Annotated in this window: 17 protein-coding genes and 1 tRNA gene; 7 read left to right on the top strand and 11 right to left on the bottom strand. The window is 61.2% G+C overall.

Features of this window, described 5'->3' with window-relative positions; translation table 11 throughout:
* The first annotated feature begins 32 nt into the window (after positions 1-32).
* Positions 33-962 (top strand): cellulose biosynthesis protein BcsQ, encoded by a 930-nt coding sequence (gene bcsQ / locus C8K58_RS10330; protein WP_108573678.1) that lies wholly within the window; start codon positions 33-35, stop codon positions 960-962.
* A 240-nt stretch (positions 963-1,202) separates the two neighbouring features.
* Here the strand turns inward: bcsQ and C8K58_RS10325 are convergent, their stop codons facing one another.
* The 5 genes from C8K58_RS10325 to C8K58_RS10305 all read right to left on the bottom strand — a co-directional run bounded on the left by C8K58_RS10325 (position 1,203) and on the right by C8K58_RS10305 (position 5,366).
* Positions 1,203-2,390, bottom strand: coding sequence for a methyltransferase (locus tag C8K58_RS10325; protein ID WP_108573677.1), 1,188 nt, complete (start codon positions 2,388-2,390; stop codon positions 1,203-1,205).
* Positions 2,371-3,060 carry an ABC transporter permease gene (locus tag C8K58_RS10320; protein ID WP_027605093.1) on the bottom strand — a complete coding sequence of 230 codons (690 nt, stop codon included), beginning with the start codon at positions 3,058-3,060 and terminating at the stop codon, positions 2,371-2,373. The genes C8K58_RS10325 and C8K58_RS10320 overlap by 20 nt, the downstream gene beginning before the upstream one ends.
* Positions 3,060-3,752 (bottom strand): ABC transporter permease, encoded by a 693-nt coding sequence (locus C8K58_RS10315; RefSeq protein WP_027605092.1) that lies wholly within the window; start codon positions 3,750-3,752, stop codon positions 3,060-3,062. Before C8K58_RS10315 ends, C8K58_RS10320 begins: the two co-directional genes overlap by 1 nt.
* A 74-nt stretch (positions 3,753-3,826) precedes the next feature.
* Entirely contained in the window at positions 3,827-4,579 is a 753-nt protein-coding gene (locus tag C8K58_RS10310) for an ABC transporter substrate-binding protein (protein ID WP_027605091.1), read from the bottom strand.
* Positions 4,580-4,592: 13 nt separating this feature from the next.
* Positions 4,593-5,366: an ABC transporter ATP-binding protein gene (locus C8K58_RS10305; RefSeq protein WP_027605090.1), complete on the bottom strand. Its 774-nt coding sequence runs from the start codon at positions 5,364-5,366 to the stop codon at positions 4,593-4,595.
* A 555-nt stretch (positions 5,367-5,921) separates the two neighbouring features.
* On the opposite strand from C8K58_RS10305, the gene gabP reads away from it, so the two are divergent.
* The gene (gene gabP, locus C8K58_RS10300; RefSeq protein ID WP_027605089.1) at positions 5,922-7,313 is read left to right on the top strand and encodes a GABA permease; all 1,392 of its coding nucleotides are present in this window, start codon (positions 5,922-5,924) and stop codon (positions 7,311-7,313) included.
* Positions 7,314-7,387: 74 nt separating this feature from the next.
* Here the strand turns inward: gabP and C8K58_RS10295 are convergent, their stop codons facing one another.
* Together C8K58_RS10295 and C8K58_RS10290 are read right to left on the bottom strand one after the other, a co-directional pair.
* Positions 7,388-7,792 carry a hypothetical protein gene (locus C8K58_RS10295; protein WP_027605088.1) on the bottom strand — a complete coding sequence of 135 codons (405 nt, stop codon included), beginning with the start codon at positions 7,790-7,792 and terminating at the stop codon, positions 7,388-7,390.
* Between the two features lie 17 nt (positions 7,793-7,809).
* Positions 7,810-8,784 carry an alpha/beta fold hydrolase gene (locus C8K58_RS10290; RefSeq protein ID WP_027605087.1) on the bottom strand — a complete coding sequence of 325 codons (975 nt, stop codon included), beginning with the start codon at positions 8,782-8,784 and terminating at the stop codon, positions 7,810-7,812.
* A 199-nt stretch (positions 8,785-8,983) separates the two neighbouring features.
* Between C8K58_RS10290 and C8K58_RS10285 the strand changes: the two genes are divergently transcribed.
* From C8K58_RS10285 to C8K58_RS10265, 5 genes are all read left to right on the top strand, one after another.
* Positions 8,984-9,178, top strand: a complete 195-nt coding sequence (locus C8K58_RS10285; protein ID WP_081744416.1) for a stability determinant — start codon at positions 8,984-8,986, stop codon at positions 9,176-9,178.
* A complete protein-coding gene (locus tag C8K58_RS10280) occupies positions 9,168-9,476 on the top strand; it encodes a type II toxin-antitoxin system RelE/ParE family toxin (RefSeq protein ID WP_051429336.1) in 309 nt (102 codons plus the stop codon). The genes C8K58_RS10285 and C8K58_RS10280 overlap by 11 nt, the downstream gene beginning before the upstream one ends.
* A gap of 41 nt (positions 9,477-9,517) precedes the next feature.
* A complete protein-coding gene (locus tag C8K58_RS10275) occupies positions 9,518-10,483 on the top strand; it encodes an arsenic resistance protein (protein ID WP_027605086.1) in 966 nt (321 codons plus the stop codon).
* A gap of 85 nt (positions 10,484-10,568) precedes the next feature.
* Positions 10,569-12,173 carry a glycosyltransferase family 39 protein gene (locus tag C8K58_RS10270; RefSeq protein WP_027605085.1) on the top strand — a complete coding sequence of 535 codons (1,605 nt, stop codon included), beginning with the start codon at positions 10,569-10,571 and terminating at the stop codon, positions 12,171-12,173.
* A gap of 94 nt (positions 12,174-12,267) precedes the next feature.
* Complete coding sequence (locus tag C8K58_RS10265; protein ID WP_027605084.1) at positions 12,268-12,537, top strand: hypothetical protein; 270 nt, start codon at positions 12,268-12,270, stop codon at positions 12,535-12,537.
* Positions 12,538-12,666: 129 nt separating this feature from the next.
* Here the strand turns inward: C8K58_RS10265 and C8K58_RS10260 are convergent.
* From C8K58_RS10260 to C8K58_RS10245, 4 genes are all read right to left on the bottom strand, one after another.
* Positions 12,667-12,742, bottom strand: a tRNA-Phe gene (locus C8K58_RS10260).
* Between the two features lie 103 nt (positions 12,743-12,845).
* On the bottom strand, positions 12,846-13,118 hold the full coding sequence (locus C8K58_RS10255) for an oxidative damage protection protein (protein ID WP_027605083.1): 273 nt from the start codon (positions 13,116-13,118) through the stop codon (positions 12,846-12,848).
* Positions 13,115-14,182: an A/G-specific adenine glycosylase gene (gene mutY / locus C8K58_RS10250; protein ID WP_027605082.1), complete on the bottom strand. Its 1,068-nt coding sequence runs from the start codon at positions 14,180-14,182 to the stop codon at positions 13,115-13,117. The genes C8K58_RS10255 and mutY overlap by 4 nt, the downstream gene beginning before the upstream one ends.
* Positions 14,179-16,389, bottom strand: a complete 2,211-nt coding sequence (locus tag C8K58_RS10245) for an AsmA family protein (RefSeq protein WP_027605081.1) — start codon at positions 16,387-16,389, stop codon at positions 14,179-14,181. Before C8K58_RS10245 ends, mutY begins: the two co-directional genes overlap by 4 nt.
* Positions 16,390-16,661 lie beyond the last annotated feature (272 nt).

Below are 16,661 nucleotides of genomic sequence, written 5' to 3'. Positions count from 1 at the left end.
GTCTTTAAGCTTCGCCGTGAGGAGGGTGCGCTATGAGCTTTACCGACGGTCTTCTTGCTCTGCTTGGCAAAGATGTCAGCCGTGACCCCCGTGGCCTGAATTCGCGACTGCACTTTTTTGGCAGCATTCCCGTGGAGGATGGCACCCCCTTTCCCCCTCAGGATTCCACTGTACAGTCCGCGCTGATGGAGAAGGCCGAGCGGCGCCCTTGCGTGGTGGCGCTGGTGTCGGTCAACGGAGGCGTGGGGCGCAGCACCCTGGCCACCCTGTTGAGCAGTGGTTTGCAGCGCCTGGGCGAATCGGTGGTGGCGGTGGACCTGGACCCGCAAAACGCCTTGCGCCGTCACTTCGGTGTCGCTCCGACCTCACCGGGCATCGGCCTCGCCAGCCTGCAGAATGCGCATTGGAAACACATCCAGCAGCCTGGTTTTGTCGGCAGCCGCGTCATTACCTTTGGCGACACCGATATCCAGCAGCAGGACACCCTGCAGCGCTGGCTGAAACATGAACCGTACTGGCTGGCGCAGCGGCTGCACGCCTTGGGCCTGGACGCCCGCCACACGGTGATCCTCGATACCCCCGCCGGTAACAGCGTCTATTTCCACCAAGCCGTGAGCGTGGCGGATGTGGTGCTGGTGATCGCCCAGGCCGACGCGGCGTCCCTGGGAACCCTGGACCAACTCGATGGGCTGCTGGCGCCGCACCTTGGGCGCGACCGGGCGCCGCACGTTCACTACGTGCTTAACCAGTTGGATGAGGACAGCGCCTTCAGCCTGGATATGGTTGAGGCATTCCGGCAGCGCCTGGGGACGAAAGAGCCGTTTGAGGTGCATCACGACGTAGGGATCAGCGAAGCCCTGACGTTCGGTGCCGACCCGCTGGACAGCCAGGCGTTGAGCCTGGCCGGTGACGATATCAATGAGCTTTGCCGCCTGCTGATTGCCCGCAAAAAGCAACTGTAAATGCCGGTTTATGTCCTTGACGCCAGATGCTTATGCACAGTTGGTTGTTTGGGCTGTCGCGAAATGATCAGGTTGTGGAGCCATTCTCATCACCCCGCAACTGCCTGTTTTACGTGCGTTTTATTCTGTGAACAAAAAATGAACAACGTGGCTTTTTGCCTGTAGCGCAGATGACCACAGGCCTTGTAACGATTCCATCAACAGAGTTATCCACAGGCTGGGGTGCGACAATTCTGCCCCTTAATCGCGCTCGGCAAGCACCATCAAGTTGCGTGGTGTCAGTGCGGTTTCGCAAAAGGTGCCCACCTCGACCCTGTAGCCACGTTCGGCCAGAAACAGTGCCCGATCCAGGACCAGCCACAGCTCAAGTGAGCGCCGAAACAGCCCACGCAGCAACTCCAGGTTCCTGACCTCGGCCAACCGTTGCCAGCCGTGCGCCTCCAGCGCCGTCCAATCCTGTTCACCTGTGGATAACCCTTTGAGGCTGGCCAACGCCTGGCAGTAGTCGGCGAAGGGTTTGTCCAGCCAACCGGCGGGCAGGGACGGTGTGGGCAGGTACTCGTCGCAGTGGCGTAATTGGCGTTGTAACTGATCGAAGCCCAGGCGGCGGGCCATGGAGATGTCCCGTTGCAGGCGCACGCGTTTGCCGGCCGTAACGGTTTCGCTGAGGGGCAGGCCAAGGTCGTCGACCGACAGCTGCAAGGTGGAAGCACGGCCCGCTTCGGACAGCGGTTGGTAGGCGCTCGCGTGGATGCGGTTGTAGCAGCACGGCGCTACGGCCAGTTGCTTGCAGCCGGCGGCACTGGCCAGTTGCAGCAGGCGCACATGCAGGTCGCCGCAGGCATGCAGGGCGACGGGGGTGTGCTCGGGGTCAAGGGCCACGTCTGCCATGACATCTTGCAGGCGATGGGTGACGGGCAGGCCGTGGTGGTCGCTCAAGGCCTGGCCTGCCGCGATCAGCGCCGGGTCGTATTCCAGGCAGGTCAGTTGCTGGCCGGTGTGCAGCAGGCGGCGGCCGAGGTGGCCCTTGCCGGCGCACCAGTCCAGCCAATGCCGGGGTGTTTGCGCAAACTGCAGCGCGGCGCCGAAGGCTTCGATTTGCTGCCACTTGCGCCCGGGTACGTCGACATTCAGGCGGCGCGCCGCGGGTTGCAGGGGCTGCTTCGGTAACTTATCCACAGCACTGAGGCGCAGGGCTTCGCGGGCCAATGAGGGAAAAGGCGCCGGCGCCGGTAGGGTGTGGGGATGGTTATGGCTGGTTTCCGCGTCGGACAACGAGCGTTGCCGCAGCCATCGGGCCAGTTGCGGATGCTCGGTTTCCCAAGGCAGTTGCCGATGCACAAAGGGCCGTGGTCGCCACAGCCCTTGGTGCTCGATCAGAAACGCATCCAGCGCCTTGAAGCGGGCTTCAACGTCCCTGGCAGGCATCGACGCGCAGCCAGCGTTCCAGCAGTTTGAAGCCGCGTACCAGCAGGAAGGAGATCAATAGGTAGAACACGCCGGCGGTGAAGAACATCTCCACCGTCAGGTAGTTGCGCGCGATGATCGTCCTGGCCATGCCGGTCAGCTCCAGCAGGGTCACGGTGCTCGCCAGCGAGCTGGCCTTGAGCATCAGGATCACTTCGTTGCTGTAGGCCGGCAGCCCGATGCGCGCGGCCCGGGGCAGGATGATGTAGAACAGCGTCTTGGGCCTGGACATGCCCAGCGCACGGGCGGCTTCGATTTCCCCAGGCGGAATGGCCTGGATGGCACCCCGCAGGATCTCGGCGATGTACGCGGCGGTGTGCAGCGTCATGGTGGCGGTGGCACACCAGAACGGATCGCGCAGGTACTTCCACATGAAACTTGAGCGGATGCTGTCGAATTGGGCCAGGCCGTAATAGACCAGGAACAACTGCACCAGCAGCGGCGTGCCGCGAAAGAAAAAGATATAAGCGTAAGGCAGGGCGCGCACAGACAGGTGCCTGGACGAGCGCGCGATACCCAGGGGGATGGCCAGGATCAGGCCGAGGATCACAGCGATGCTCACCAGCTCCAGGGTCAGGATGGCGCCCTGGATAAACTTCGGCAGCCACTTGATGATGACTTCCCATTCCATTACGTCGTCCTCACGAAGCCGCGGGCGGCGCGTTGTTCCAGGAAGTGCATGGCCACCATCGACAGCGACGTCAGGCCCAGGTAGATGAACGCGGCGACCATATAGAAGGTGAAAGGCTGTTTGGTGACGGTCACGGCGATCTGCGCATGGCGCATGATTTCTTCGAGGCCGATGACCGTGACCAGCGCGGTATCTTTCATCAGGATCAGGAACAGATTGCCCAGGCCCGGCAGGGCGATGCGCCACATCTGCGGCATGATCAACCGGGTAAAGATACGAAACTTCGACAGGCCCAGCGCCACACCCGCTTCGCGGTGGCCCTTGGGAATGGAGATGATCGCTCCACGCAGCACTTCCGTGGCGTAGGCGCCGAAACACAGGCCCAGGGCGATCACGCCTGCGGCAAAGGCGCTGAGGGACAGGTCGGGAATGTCGAGCAGCTCACCCAGTGAGCGCATGGCGTTGATCGTGCCGAAGTAAATCAGCAGCACCCACAGCAGCTCCGGCACACCGCGAACGATTGTCGAGTAAGTACCGCCCAGCCATTGCAACGGCTTGTACGGGGAAGTCTTGGCCAGGGCACCGGCGAGGCCGAGTACCAGCCCCAGGCATAACGCCGTGAGGGCCAGTTTGACGGTCATCAGCGCGCCGGCAGCGAGCGCCGGGCCGAATCCGTAGAGATCGAAATTCATGGTGTCTTCATATCGCGGCAGGCATTGCTGAAAGCCGGCGCGCTCAAGTGAGCGCGCCGGGCAGGCCGTTCAGGTCATTCGATGCTGAACGGGAAGTACTTGTCGTTGATCTTCTTGTAGGTGCCGTCTGCCTTGATCTCTGCCAGGGCTTTGTTCAGGCGCTCGCGCAGCGGGTCGCCCTTGCGTACGGCGATACCGATCTTGTCGCTCTCGACAACCGGGTCGCCCTTGAACTCGTAGGCCGAACCGTCTTTGCTCTTGAGCCATTCGTACTGCACGTACTTGTCGGCGAGGATCCCGTCGAGGCGGCCGGACGTCAGGTCAAGGTAGGCGTTTTCCTGGGTGTCGTAGAGCTTGGCTTCGGTGTCAGGCAGCTCGTCTTCCAGGTAGGTACCGGCCAGCGTCGCGCGTTGGGCGCCGATGACCTTGCCCTTCAGGTAGGCGGCGTCGGTCTTGAAGTCTGCGGTGGCTTTGGGCGCGATGAACTGCAGCTTGTTGGAGTAGTACGGGTCGGTGAAGTCGACGGCTTGCTTGCGCTCGTCGGTGATCGACAGCGAGGACACCAGGAAGTCGAATTTCTTGGCATTCAGGGCCGGGATGATGCCGTCCCAGTCGGACACGTACACGTCGCACTTCTCGACTTTCATCTTGGCGCACAGGGCGTCGCCGATGTCTTTGTCGAAGCCGACCACTTGGCCGCTGGCGTCTTTATTGTTGAACGGCGGGTAGGCCGCTTCGATCCCCATGGTCAAGGTTTCTGCCATGGCCGTGGCGCTGAACGCCATCGAGACGGCCGCGGCCAGAAGGAATTTTTTATAGTTCTGCATGCATGTTGCTCCGTTAGCGGTTGCTGGACATGAATTGTTTGCAGCGCGCCGAAAGCGGGTTTTCAAACACCTGCTGTGGCGATCCTTGCTCTTCGATCAGGCCCTGGTGGAGGAACACCACTTCACTGGACACCTGACGGGCGAAGCCCATTTCGTGAGTGACCAGCAGCATGGTGCGGCCTTCTTCGGCCAGCGCGCGGATCACATTAAGTACTTCCTGGACCATTTCCGGGTCAAGGGCTGAAGTGGGTTCGTCGAACAGGATGACCTTGGGCTGCATCGCCAGGGTGCGCGCGATGGCGGCCCGTTGTTGCTGGCCGCCGGACAATTGCGCGGGGTAGGCATGGCGCTTGTCGGCGATACCGACCTTGTCCAGCAGGGCTTCGGCCACTTCTATGGCCTCGGCCTTGCTCTGGCCGAGCACACGGCGAGGGGCCTCGATGATGTTGTCGAGGATGCTCATGTGCGGCCACAGGTTAAAGTTTTGAAACACAAAACCGATTTCGCTGCGCAGGCGGTTGATCTGCTTGCCGTCGGCGGCCTGCAGCTCGCCGTTTTTCGCGGCCTTGAGCTTGAGTTCTTCGCCGGCCACGAGGATCTGGCCCTGGTGCGGGTTTTCCAGCAGGTTGATGCAGCGCAGGAACGTGGACTTGCCGGAACCGGAGGAACCCAGGATCGAGATCACATCGCCGTCGCGAGCGGTCAGCGAGATACCTTTGAGTACCTCCAGCTCACCATAGCGTTTATGCAAGTTGCGGATTTCAAGCGCGGGCGTGGCCTCGGCCATGTGGGGTCCTCATTGTGTTCATTGCGATCTTCGCTGTTGGGCCGCCTTCCTGGCGAGGCGCCAAGCTAGCATAGCGTCCTGATGGCGGCCAACAGCGCGGCGGGCGGTAAACGGGCGGTGTGCGGCAGGGTGTCGCATCGGCACAGCAGGGTGTCGCGCCATCAACAACCGAACAACCGTTTTAACCCGTGAATCCGCAGGCTTCGCGTGAAAAAGGGCGCGATGGTGCCAGCTTTGGCCGGGTGTTGGAAGGGTTAAACGGGCAAACGGTAGCTATCGGCCCTTTTATGGCGCGCTGCTTACTTTTCGTGTGTGGTTTTGGTGCACTTGTTCGTCTTGAAAGTGAGTCGCACGGTAACGCTATAGCGGAATGCCATTGTTCTCAATGACTTGCGATGACTGGTGAATCGTCCTGCAGGCCGCGTCAATCGCGGTTTTGTAACATTTTGGCGCAAATCTTGCGTAAAAAATAAAGAACGCCCTGTTGGTTTCTTTTCACGAGGAAGAGCCCAGGCCGGGCGGACCGTTTTCGCAATTCCTCGCAAAGGTGTGTCAATGAGTAGTACGCAAAGCTCCAATGACCTCGAACAGGGGCTCAAACCGCGTCACGTCACCATGCTGTCGATTGCCGGCGTCATTGGTGCCGGTTTGTTTGTCGGCTCCGGCCACGCGATTGCTGCCGCCGGCCCTGCGGTCCTGCTGGCGTATGCCGCAGCGGGTACGCTGGTGGTCTTGGTGATGCGCATGCTGGCCGAAATGGCCGTGGCGTCGCCGGACACCGGTTCGTTCTCCACCTACGCCGACCGTGCGATCGGTCACTGGGCCGGCTTTACCATCGGCTGGCTGTACTGGTGGTTCTGGGTGCTGGTGATTCCATTGGAAGCCAACGCCGCCGCGACCATTCTCCACGCCTGGTTCCCGGATGTGGCCATCTGGGCCTTCACGCTGGTCATCACGTTGCTGCTGACGGCGACCAACCTGTTCAGCGTGAAGAACTACGGTGAGTTTGAGTTCTGGTTCGCGTTGATCAAGGTCGTGGCGATCGTGGGCTTTGTGATCCTCGGCCTGGCGGCAATTTTCGGCTTCCTGCCGACCAGCCAGGTCAGCGGCGTTTCCCACCTCTTTGACACCCAAGGCTTTATGCCCAACGGCATGGGCGCGGTATTGGCCGCGATCCTGACCACCATGTTCTCCTTCATGGGCACCGAGATCGTCACCATCGCCGCCGCTGAATCGAAGAACCCAGGCCAGCAAATCACCAAGGCCACCAACTCGGTGATCTGGCGGATTGGTTTGTTCTACCTGTTGTCGATCTTCATCGTCGTGTCCCTGGTGCCTTGGAATGATCCGACCCTGGCGGCGGTAGGTTCCTACCAGACCGTGCTGGAACGCATGGGTATCCCGAACGCCAAGCTGATCGTCGACCTGGTGGTCCTGGTTGCCGTGACCAGCTGCCTGAACTCGGCGCTGTACACCGCTTCGCGCATGCTGTTCTCCCTGGGCCGTCGCGGCGATGCACCGGCCGTGGCCAAGCGCACCAACAAGAGCGGCACGCCTTACTGGGCGGTATTGCTGTCCACCGGCGCGGCGTTCCTGGCGGTATTTGCCAACTACGTGGCGCCGGCAGCGGTGTTCGAATTCCTGCTGGCCAGCTCCGGCGCCATCGCGCTGCTGGTGTACCTGGTGATTGCGGTGTCGCAATTGCGCATGCGCCAGAAGCGCATGGCGGCGGGCGAGAAAATTGTCTTCAAGATGTGGCTGTTCCCAGGCCTGACTTACGCGGTGATGGTATTCATCGTCGGCACATTGACCATCATGCTGTTCCAGGAAGCGCATCGGGTCGAGATCATCGCGACTGGGGTCTTGAGCTTGCTGGTAGTGGCGGCGGGGTTGATTGTGTCCAGCCGTCGCAAGGCGCAGAGAGTGGGCGCTGCGGTGCTGAATTGATGTGATGGAATGCGGTGCTTGATTGCGCCGCAGTTCAAATGTGGGAGGGGGCAAGCCCCCTCCCACATTTGGTTTTAGTTGGTGAGGGCCTCGGATGCGGCGACGTAATCCGCCTGGAACTGCGGCGATTCGATCCACGCCAGTGCGGCGGCTTCATCGTCGCTGTCGGTGGCCCACTGCCGATACTCGATCAGTGCCGCCAGGATAAAGTCGGTGGCTTCTTCTTCGCCTTCCTGCTCCAGCACCAGGGCGAGCAGCGGGTGGGCCAGGAATACCGCGCAGAGGGCCTGCTGGCTGGTCTCGCCGGCGGTGCGCATCTCCACGAACAGCTCGGTCAAATCCACTGACTCAAGGTCAATGCGGTCGTCATCGCCGGCAAACGCATCCGGTTTGCTCGCGACGGCGCGCTGGGTGCGGTTCTGCTTGGCCTTGGCCTTGGCCCGGTGGGCACGTTTTTGCTGCTTGTTCGGCGAGGCCATGGGCTCACGTCCTTGGGTCAGGATCTGGGTGGGGTATTGAAGCGCAGGTTGAGGGAAATCCCAAGGGTATCCGCCGTTAATTGACCGTGTTGCAGCCAGGCCAATGCAATCGGCCACAACCGATCCTGATACTCGCTGCGAAAGAACGCGAAATGTCCGACCTGTTTTTCGCCGATGTCTTCCGGGGCGATGCGCAGATGGGTGCGCTCGCTGCCGTCGAAGTAACCCAGCAACCGCTCAATCGCCGCCACAGTGCCGAAGGGGTCATCGGTGATGCTGATCGCCAGCACCTGCGCCTTTACGCGACTGAATGGCAAGTCCGCCAGGGCCCGCCCGCTGGGCCGCGTCTCATACCTGGGCGTTGGCGTGCTCCAGTCGCGCACCACGCCTGCCGGCGTATCCTCCAGCCAACCCAGGCGCTTGCCGGGGAAATACCCGCAGAATGCCGTGACCACCGGCATGACCACATGCCATTTGGCAAACATCTGCCAGCGCCCGGCGGCGGCGTAATCGCGCCAGTAGGCGAACTGCGCGCCCACGGTCACGATTCGCCGGATCACCGCGCCGGATGCGCCCAGCCCTGCCGCACAGCCACCAAAACTGTGGCCGACCACATCAATCGGCTGGCCTGGAAACTCCCGCTGTGCCCGCAGCAGGATCGCTTCGAAATCCAGCGTACCCCAATCCGACCACGACGCCTTGAACCCACGCAACGAACCGCTGCGGGACTCGCCGATGCCGCGATAGTCGTAGGTGATCACGTCAAAGCCGTTGGCGAACAGGTAGTCGGCGAAACGTGAGTAGTGGCGGCAACGCACGGAGGTGGCGGCGTTGATGATGACGACCGGGCGTTCGCGGTCGGTGCGCGGGTGGCGCCAGGTGAAGCCGCCGAGGGGATGGCCGTCTGCGGCGGATTCCTTGAAGGATTCGCTTTGGCTATTTCTGGGTGTAGTTGCAATTTTTACTACTGAAGAGGCGTCATTCAAATTCATCGTTTCGAAGCCCCTGCCTGGATTATTATTTTTTAGTAACAGTTAGCCAGTTTGCCAGCACTTGTCTGCCCTTTGATTGGGTCATTAACCTTCGGCGCTCGCAAAGCGTGCAGAGCCCCGGCGAAAGCCATACATCCGAGAGAAACGACAGCAAACCATGGACAGATTAGACTGGCAGGCACCTATTCCGGAGGTCTCCATGAGCATCCCACGTTCTCCCATCGTTTCAGAGTTTGAAACTGAAGAGCAGGCTGCCAGCTACGACCGTTGGTTTCGTGCCAAGGTACAGGCTTCCATTGATGATCCTCGCCCAAGCATTCCACATGATGAGGCAATGGCCGAAGTCGAGAGGATGCTGGAAGAGAGGCGCAAGGCTCGTCGTGCTGCTCGTTAAATGGCGACCTGAGGCTATCGTCGCCTTGACCGAAATTATTGATTACATCGAGCAGTACAATGCCGCTTCCGCCGCTTCGTTGCACCGTACGATTGTGGAGGCCGCTGAGGGTTTGTCGTCAATGCCATACGGATTCAGGCAAGGGCGCTTGTCCGGCACTCGTGAAATGGTTGTTCATCCAAACTATCTGGTCGTCTATCGCGTTATGGAACAGGTCGAGATCCTGACCGTATTGCATACACGCCAAGAATATCCTTCAGAGGCGACCGGTCCGCTGCACTCGACCTCGCGCCAGTAGACGCATAGGCTTGCACCTCTGCGATCCACCAGAGCGTTTTCATGACCCGCGACACCCTCGAACACCACCAGATCCCCCTCTACTTCGCCGCTGTCCTCCTGGCTGGTGCTTTCGGCCTGCTCGCGCCTTCGTTGGCCCATGGCCTCGGCGTGCTGGTCACGCCCGCCATTGCGGTGTTGATGTATGCGATGTTCCTGCAAATCCCTTTTCTGGATCTGCGCCAGAGCTTGAGTCACAAGCGCTTTCTGTCGGCGCTGCTGCTGGCCAATTTCATCCTCGTGCCGTTGCTGGTGTGGGTGTTGACCCGTGGCCTGGTGGAGCGCCCGGCATTGCTGGTGGGCGCATTGCTGGTGTTGCTGACGCCGTGTATCGACTATGTGGTGGTGTTTACCCATATCGGTAAAGGCGACTCGCGTTTGATGCTGGCGGCGACGCCGGTGCTGTTGTTGCTGCAGTTGCTGCTGTTGCCGATGTACCTGAGGTTGATGCTGGGGGCGCAGTCCGGGGTGGTGGTGCAGGCGGGGCCGTTTATCGAGGCGTTCCTATTGTTGATCGTGCTGCCCATGGCGCTGGCGGTGATCACCGCATTCCTGGCACGACGCTCATCGGGCGTCAGCGCCTGGAATGACGCCTGGGCGTGGTTGCCGGTGCCGGCGATGGTGCTGGTATTGGTGGTGGTGATCGGTTCGCAAATCACTTCGGTGGTGCGCGACATTAACCTGTTGCTGCCGGTGATTCCGGTCTACGTGGCGTTCCTGTTGCTGGCGCCGGTGATCGGGGCGTTGGCTGCGAGGCTGTTCGCGCTGCCGGCGGCGACGGCACGGGCGGTGACGTTCAGCGCATCGACGCGTAACTCATTGGTGGTGTTGCCGCTGGCCCTGGCGTTGCCAGAAGGCGTGCGCGGCGTGGCGGCGACGGCGGTGATCCTGCAAACCCTGGTCGAGTTGGTGGGCGAGTTGATCTACGTGCGCCTGATCCCGAGGCTGGTGTGGCCTGCAGGTCGGTGAAACGTGAATGTTCAGGTTTGTTCAGGTGCTATTAGGGATACGTTCGGCACCCTAGGTCGGCGTTCCCTATCCGACAGGCCAACCCATGGATCACTGCAACCGTTTCCGCCTGGAGTCCCTGGGCATTTTCCTGTTCGCGCTGTTGCTGTTCACGCTGGGTATCTGGGACCAGCAACCCCAGGGCTTTGACGGGCGCTGGGCGCTGTTCCTGCAGGAAATGTTTCGCCATGGCGCGAGTCTTTTCCCCACCACCTATGGGCAGCCTTATGCGGACTACCCTGGTACCGCGACCTTCTTCAGTTACGTATTTGCCCGGCTGTTCGGTGCGCCCAACCACTTGGCCAATGTGCTGCCCACTGCCCTTGCATCCGCCGGGGTCGTAGCCTTGATCTATCGCTTGCTGGTCCCGGCGAGTCGCCCGTGGGCGTTGCTCACGGTGCTGCTGACGTTGCTCACCACCCAATTGCTCGAGAAGTCCCGCTCGGTATGCCTGGACCAGATGGTGGCGTTGCTGTGTGTCGGCAGTTTCTACCTGCTGCACAGTGGTGAGCGCCTGGGCTCACGGCTCAGGCAACTTGCGGTGTTCCCGCTGTTCATCCTGGGTTTCGCGATACGCGGCCCGCTGGGCTTGATCGAAGTCTGCGGCGTGGTGTGCGTGTATTGGGCGCTGGGCAGTCCTGGACGACGGGTCAGGCAGGTGTTGATCCACGGCATCGTCGGCCTGGTGTTGCTGGCGGCCTGTTGGTGGCTGTTGGTGAAGCTGGCGCGCATCAGCGGCGGCGATGGGTTTGCCGATGAAGTGTTCAAGATGCAAGTGGGCGGGCGCCTTGATGAAAGCGGCGAGCCGTTCTATTTCTACTTCCAGCTGAGCCTGTACCGTTACTTCCCCGTGGTGCCGCTGGCGTTGGTCACATTGGTTGCGCTGCGTCATCGTTGGGCGCAGCGGTTTGATGATCCGGTGCAATTGGTGGTGCGGCTCGGTGCCTGTGGGTTGATGATCCTGCTTGGCTTGTCGGTGCCGCATTTCAAGCGTGCCTATTACATCCTGCCCATGGTGCCGATGTTTGCGGCTGTCGCGGCCTATGGGCTGCTTCAGGCGCAAGGCTGGCTCTCGGGCGTGCGCAGGGGCTATGAGTGGCTTGTCGCGGCGCTGCCGGCGCTGTGCGTGGTTGCCGTGTTTGTCTGTCGGCATGGGTGGCAGAAGCACGGTTACTGGCCTAACGTTTCGTTGCCGCTACTGATTGCTGTCCTGTTGGTGCTGCAAGTGGCGGCGCTGGGTGTCTGGCGACGGCCGCAGCGACTGGTGTGGCTCAGCCTCGTTGCATTGGCGGCGCAATGGCTGGTGTTGGTGGCTGTCGTGGAGCCGGCCAAGGATTTGCAGTTCGATACCCGGAGATTCGTGGGGCAGGTGGAGGCGCTTCGCGTGAAGCAGCCGGGTACCTTGGTGTTTCTCAATCTGGGGCGTGATACCTGGGCCGTGCGCTACATGATGAACCTGGACCACGACGAGCAGCCCGTGTTTATCGCGGGTAACGAGGTTGGACGGCTGGATGCTTTGCCCCGTCCTGCCTGGGTGATCGTGGCACGCAAGGAAACGGCGCTGTTGCCGGGAACGCCCCTGGATCGCCTGCAGCCGAGCCTAGAGGGGCGATTGAACGACAACCCGCTGGTGGTGTTTTTGCTGAAGTGACCTGGCACCTTGCTGTATGTTTGCCGATCGAGTGACCGGTCGGTCAAATTGGCTGTGCCGTTTTTTGAACTTGCCGTATTGGAAGCACAGGGATATGACGAAAAAGGACTTTAAGCGGCCCGTCAGTGGCTACGTAATTGAGCGCTCGCGAATCGGAAGGCTGAGCATTGGCTTTGATGGCGGTTGCAGCTATCCGGCGATGATCAATGTGTTGAGGGCGGTCTTCGAGCGTTACGGGCGCCTGGTACGCTTTGGCGAGCAGCTGTCAGCCCAGGGCTGGCTGGATCGGGTGGAAGAGCGCGGCTTTGAGATATCCGATCAGGAGCGGGTGGCAGTGTTCACATTGATGTCGGATCGCAGCTAGCTGAAATCCCCTGGGGCGATGCTCGATCGCCCCAGGCGGCATCTATAAATCCCGGACAACAAAAAGCCCGCACTGGGCGGGCTTCTTGTGGGCTTTCGGGTGGTTTTTGCACCACCTGAAACTAATTAGTGGTGCCCAGAGACGGAATCGAACCGCCGACACGGGGATTTTCAATCCCCTGCTCTACCGACTGAGCTATCTGGGCAACGGGGCGCATTAAACGGGTTTTTCAGGGGGTCGTCAAGCAAGTTTTCAAAAAAAATTTAATTATTACCGTCGCTTACGTGCCGACCCCGATTTTTGATCAATTATTGAGCAGGCGGCACGTAGCCGTCAGCCTTGGCGTAATCCTCGCCGGAAAAGAACTTGTCCATTTCGCCTGACAGGTATTTACGATCTTCGGCGTTCATCATGTTCAGGCGTTTTTCATTGATCAGCAGCGTCTGGTGTTTCAGCCAGTCGCCCCATGCCTGGGCGGAGATATGATCGAAAATGTCCTGGCCCTTCGCACCTGGGTACGGAGGGCGTTCCAGGCCTGGCAATTCTTCGTTGTACTTGCGGCACATTACGGTGCGGGTCATGACGACTCTCCTGCGTTCAATACATCGGCCGCGCGTTTCAGCAGTTTCTTTACCGGGGCGGCAAGGCCCAGGCGCGGCGGGGTGGCGAGGTTATACCAGAGCCAGTCGGCCTCGGCCACGTGATGGGCGGATTCCTCGACCTGGACCAGCCAGGGTTCGATGGCCAGTTGGAAGTGGCTGAAGGTGTGGATCAGCCCCGGCAGTGCCTGATGCTTGCCCAGTTCGAGTGCGTGCTGGTTGGCCAGGTGTTCGAGGTCTTGCAGGTCGTCCAGTTCGGGCAGGCTCCACAAGCCGCCCCACAGGCCGGTGGAAGGGCGACGGTAAAGCAGGATAGCGCCTTCGGCATTGGCCAGCATCGGCATCAGCGTGCGCTTCTGCGGGATGCTCTTGCGCGGCTTGGGGATCGGGTAGCGTGTCTCCAGGCCGAGCAGGTGGGCTTCGCAGCCTTTTTCCAGCGGGCACAGCAGGCAACTGGGCTTGCTGCGGGTGCAGAGGGTGGCGCCCATGTCCATCATCGCCTGGGTGTAGGCGTTGACACGGTCATGGGGTGTGAAGCGCTCCGCGGTGGCCCACAGCTGCTTGGCCACCTTGGGCTCGCCGGGGTAGCCCTCTTGTGCGGTGAAGCGCGCCAGCACGCGTTTGACGTTGCCGTCGAGGATCGGCGCGCGCAGGCCCATGCTCAGGCTGGCAATCGCGCCGGCGGTGGACAGGCCGATACCGGGCAACTCGGTGAGTTTTTCCACATCCCTGGGAAACTCGCCGCCGTACTCGGCCACGATGATTTTCGCGGTCTTTTGCAGGTTGCGCGCCCGAGTGTAATAACCCAGGCCGGTCCACAGGTGCAGCACTTCGTCTTCCGGCGCGGCGGCCAGGGCTTCGACCGTTGGCAGGGAGGCCATGAAGCGGTCGAAGTAATTGAGCACCGTGCTGACCTGGGTCTGCTGCAGCATGATCTCCGAAACCCACACCCGGTAAGGCGTGATGCCCTGCTGCCAGGGCAGGTCATGGCGGCCGTGGCGGTCGTACCAGTCCAGCACCGCCGTTGAAAACTGCTCGTTTTTCATCGTTTGAACAGGCCTTTCAAAGCATCTTTGAGCTGCGGATTGACCTTGTCGAGCTTCTCTTCCAGCTTCTCGCTGAGCTTGTTGCCGGCCGCCTTGATCGCGACCTGGCTCAGGCCGTCCTTGTCCAGGCGGCAGGCCTTGGCGCCGAGCTCCAGCGGGCCACGGCAGCGCAGCGGCACTTCGATGCCCTGGAAGTTGGCGCCGACTTCGCAGGCCGGGTCCGGTACTTCGCGCTGGTCGCCTTCGACGATGATGCCGACGCGGTAATCCATGCCCAGTACGCGCAGGTCGACGTCACCGTTGCCATTGACCGCCAGCCCGGGGATGCGCACTTTCAGGTCGGGGTTGTTGGCGACGCCGTTACGGAAGGTCAGGTTGCCCTTCAACTCCTGGAACGGTGTGTCCTTGCCGCGTTGTTCGCCGCTCAAGGTCTTGCGGTTGAGCAGGGCGATACCGGTGCACAGTTGCTGCTCGAGGTTGGCGTTGAGCAGCACGCCGTTGTTGATCACAAAGCTGGCGGTACCGTTGAGGCTGTCGATCAGGGCTTTCTGGCTGTTGCCGCGGCCGCTGAGGTTGCTGTCGAGGGTGACCTGGCCTTTCACCGGCGGCGTTTGCCCCTGGGCCTGCAGGATGCGTTCGACCGGCACCTGCCTGATCCGGCTTTGCAGGGCCAGCAGCGGAATGTCCTGGCGCACGTCCAGGCTGCCATTGGCCTGGAAGGTGCCGTTGTAGAGCCCGCCGCTCAGGGTGTCGAGCTTGAGTTGGCCGTCGACGCCGGACGCTTTCAGCACGGCATTCTGGATCGGCAATTTACTCAGGGTCAGTTGGCCGAAGGCGAGGTCGGCATTCACATCCAGCTTGCGCAGGTGGGCCAATGGCAGCAGTTTGTCCGTGCTCCAGGCGCCTTTGGTCGGTGCTTCCGGCAGTGGCGTGGTGCCCCCGGCCGCCATGGCGCCGGCTTCGCTGTTCTGCACTTCGGCCTGGCGGGCGGCGGTCGCGCCCTTGGCGGATTCGGACTTGGCCGGCAGGTAGTTGTCGGCGTTGAAGGTATCGCCCTTGAGCTGCACGCGCAGCGCCTGCTTGGCAAAGTCGTCCACGGCGACGCGACCGGTAAAGGTGCTGCCATCGAGTTTCAGGTTCAGGTCTTCCAGCGCCAGGCTGGTCGGCGTGCCCTTGAGGCGGCTGACCAGCTCGACCTTGCTCAGGCTGCCCTCGGCCATGGGCGGCAGCGGGTTGCCGACGCTGTCGAGGAACTTGGCCAGGTCAAACTGGGCGATGGACAGCGCGCCGCTGAGCTGCGGGGTCTTGTCCAGGTCGTTGACCTTCAGCTCGCCCAGGGCGCGCAACTGGTTGGCCGCGAGCTTCAGGTTGGTCCATTCGGCGATATTGGCCGCCTGGTCCACCAGTAGCTGGCCCTGGGTGGAGAAGGTCACGGTCTTGCCTTGCAGCGGCTCGCCAGTGGCTTCGCCGGTGACTTTCATGTCTTCGAACTGGTAGCGCTTGAGCGCGCGCTCGATACGCAGGTTGCCGTTGAGCTCGGTCTTGACGCGCATCACCGGCTGGTTGCTGCCGAAGAAGGCGGTGAGTTTCACCGGGATACTCGCACCTTCGTGCACGGCGCCGGTGCTCAGCTGGATACTTTCGGCGCTGAATTGCTTGCCGGTCTGTTCATCGTTGTATTCGACGCGGGCGTTGTTGACCGTCAGGCTGTCGATATCCAGGCGGATCGGCTTGGACGGTTTTTCTGCTTCGGGCTCGGCAGGCGCTTGCGCTGGCGCGGGGGTTCCGGCAGTTGCCACCGGCGCGTTCTTGCCGATGTCTTCCCAGTTGCCATGGCCCTGCTTGTCGCGGTTGAGGCGCAGGTTCAGGCCTTCGACCCGCACATCGCTCATCTGCACCTCGCGACGCAGCAGCGGCAGGACGCGCACCGACAGGCCAAGCATTTGCAGGTCGGCGAAGGGTTGGGTCGGCGTGGTCAGGGTCGCCACGCTGGCTTCGTGCAGTTCAAGGCCGAGCCAGGGGAACAGGCTCCAGCCGATATCGCCATTGAGCGTCAGCTCGATGTGGGCCTTGTCGCGGGCAATCTGGCGAATCTCGTCTTTATAGTCGTTGGGATCGAAGAGATGGGTCAGGGCAAAGCCCAGAGCCACAATGATCAGCAACAGCCCGAGAAGTACCAGACCCAGGATTTTGCCGAACGCTTTCATGGGCGAGTCCTTGTATGTCGATTTCAAAATTTAGCCGCAGAGTATAACGCCCGACGGCCTGCGTCAGGTCACCGATCGTTACATTGTATCCATAGGGGTGAAAACGGGTTTTTGACGCCAATAAAACCGAAAAATCGCAAAAAGATGATGTCATTTTGGTTTTTCTGTCACTCGCTAATGCTAATCTTCAGCCGTTCGTTCGCCTTCTGCGACTTATCGTCGCGCCAAAATGGAGCTTCACTCTACAAAAAACGGCCACGCTTTGCGTGCAA

It is taken from the genome of Pseudomonas sp. GV047, assembly GCF_003058245.1.
Taxonomy (GTDB): Bacteria; Pseudomonadota; Gammaproteobacteria; order Pseudomonadales; family Pseudomonadaceae; genus Aquipseudomonas; species Aquipseudomonas marginalis.
This window is presented reverse-complemented; position numbering and strand designations above follow the sequence as displayed.

Bases quoted from the DNA above. Each gene is read 5' to 3' on its own strand.
- C8K58_RS10245 (WP_027605081.1), bottom strand. From the start codon at position 16,389: ATGAAAGCGTTCGGCAAAATCCTGGGTCTGGTACTTCTCGGGCTGTTG.
- C8K58_RS10295 (WP_027605088.1), bottom strand. From the start codon at position 7,792: ATGGCCTCGCCGAACAAGCAGCAAAAACGTGCCCACCGGGCCAAGGCC.
- C8K58_RS10285 (WP_081744416.1), top strand. From the start codon at position 8,984: ATGAGCATCCCACGTTCTCCCATCGTTTCAGAGTTTGAAACTGAAGAG.
- bcsQ (WP_108573678.1), top strand. From the start codon at position 33: ATGAGCTTTACCGACGGTCTTCTTGCTCTGCTTGGCAAAGATGTCAGC.
- C8K58_RS10265 (WP_027605084.1), top strand. From the start codon at position 12,268: ATGACGAAAAAGGACTTTAAGCGGCCCGTCAGTGGCTACGTAATTGAG.
- C8K58_RS10320 (WP_027605093.1), bottom strand. From the start codon at position 3,060: ATGGAATGGGAAGTCATCATCAAGTGGCTGCCGAAGTTTATCCAGGGC.
- mutY (WP_027605082.1), bottom strand. From the start codon at position 14,182: ATGAAAAACGAGCAGTTTTCAACGGCGGTGCTGGACTGGTACGACCGC.
- C8K58_RS10325 (WP_108573677.1), bottom strand. From the start codon at position 2,390: ATGCCTGCCAGGGACGTTGAAGCCCGCTTCAAGGCGCTGGATGCGTTT.
- C8K58_RS10275 (WP_027605086.1), top strand. From the start codon at position 9,518: ATGACCCGCGACACCCTCGAACACCACCAGATCCCCCTCTACTTCGCC.
- C8K58_RS10310 (WP_027605091.1), bottom strand. From the start codon at position 4,579: ATGCAGAACTATAAAAAATTCCTTCTGGCCGCGGCCGTCTCGATGGCG.
- C8K58_RS10290 (WP_027605087.1), bottom strand. From the start codon at position 8,784: ATGAATTTGAATGACGCCTCTTCAGTAGTAAAAATTGCAACTACACCC.
- C8K58_RS10305 (WP_027605090.1), bottom strand. From the start codon at position 5,366: ATGGCCGAGGCCACGCCCGCGCTTGAAATCCGCAACTTGCATAAACGC.
- C8K58_RS10255 (WP_027605083.1), bottom strand. From the start codon at position 13,118: ATGACCCGCACCGTAATGTGCCGCAAGTACAACGAAGAATTGCCAGGC.
- gabP (WP_027605089.1), top strand. From the start codon at position 5,922: ATGAGTAGTACGCAAAGCTCCAATGACCTCGAACAGGGGCTCAAACCG.
- C8K58_RS10315 (WP_027605092.1), bottom strand. From the start codon at position 3,752: ATGAATTTCGATCTCTACGGATTCGGCCCGGCGCTCGCTGCCGGCGCG.
- C8K58_RS10270 (WP_027605085.1), top strand. From the start codon at position 10,569: ATGGATCACTGCAACCGTTTCCGCCTGGAGTCCCTGGGCATTTTCCTG.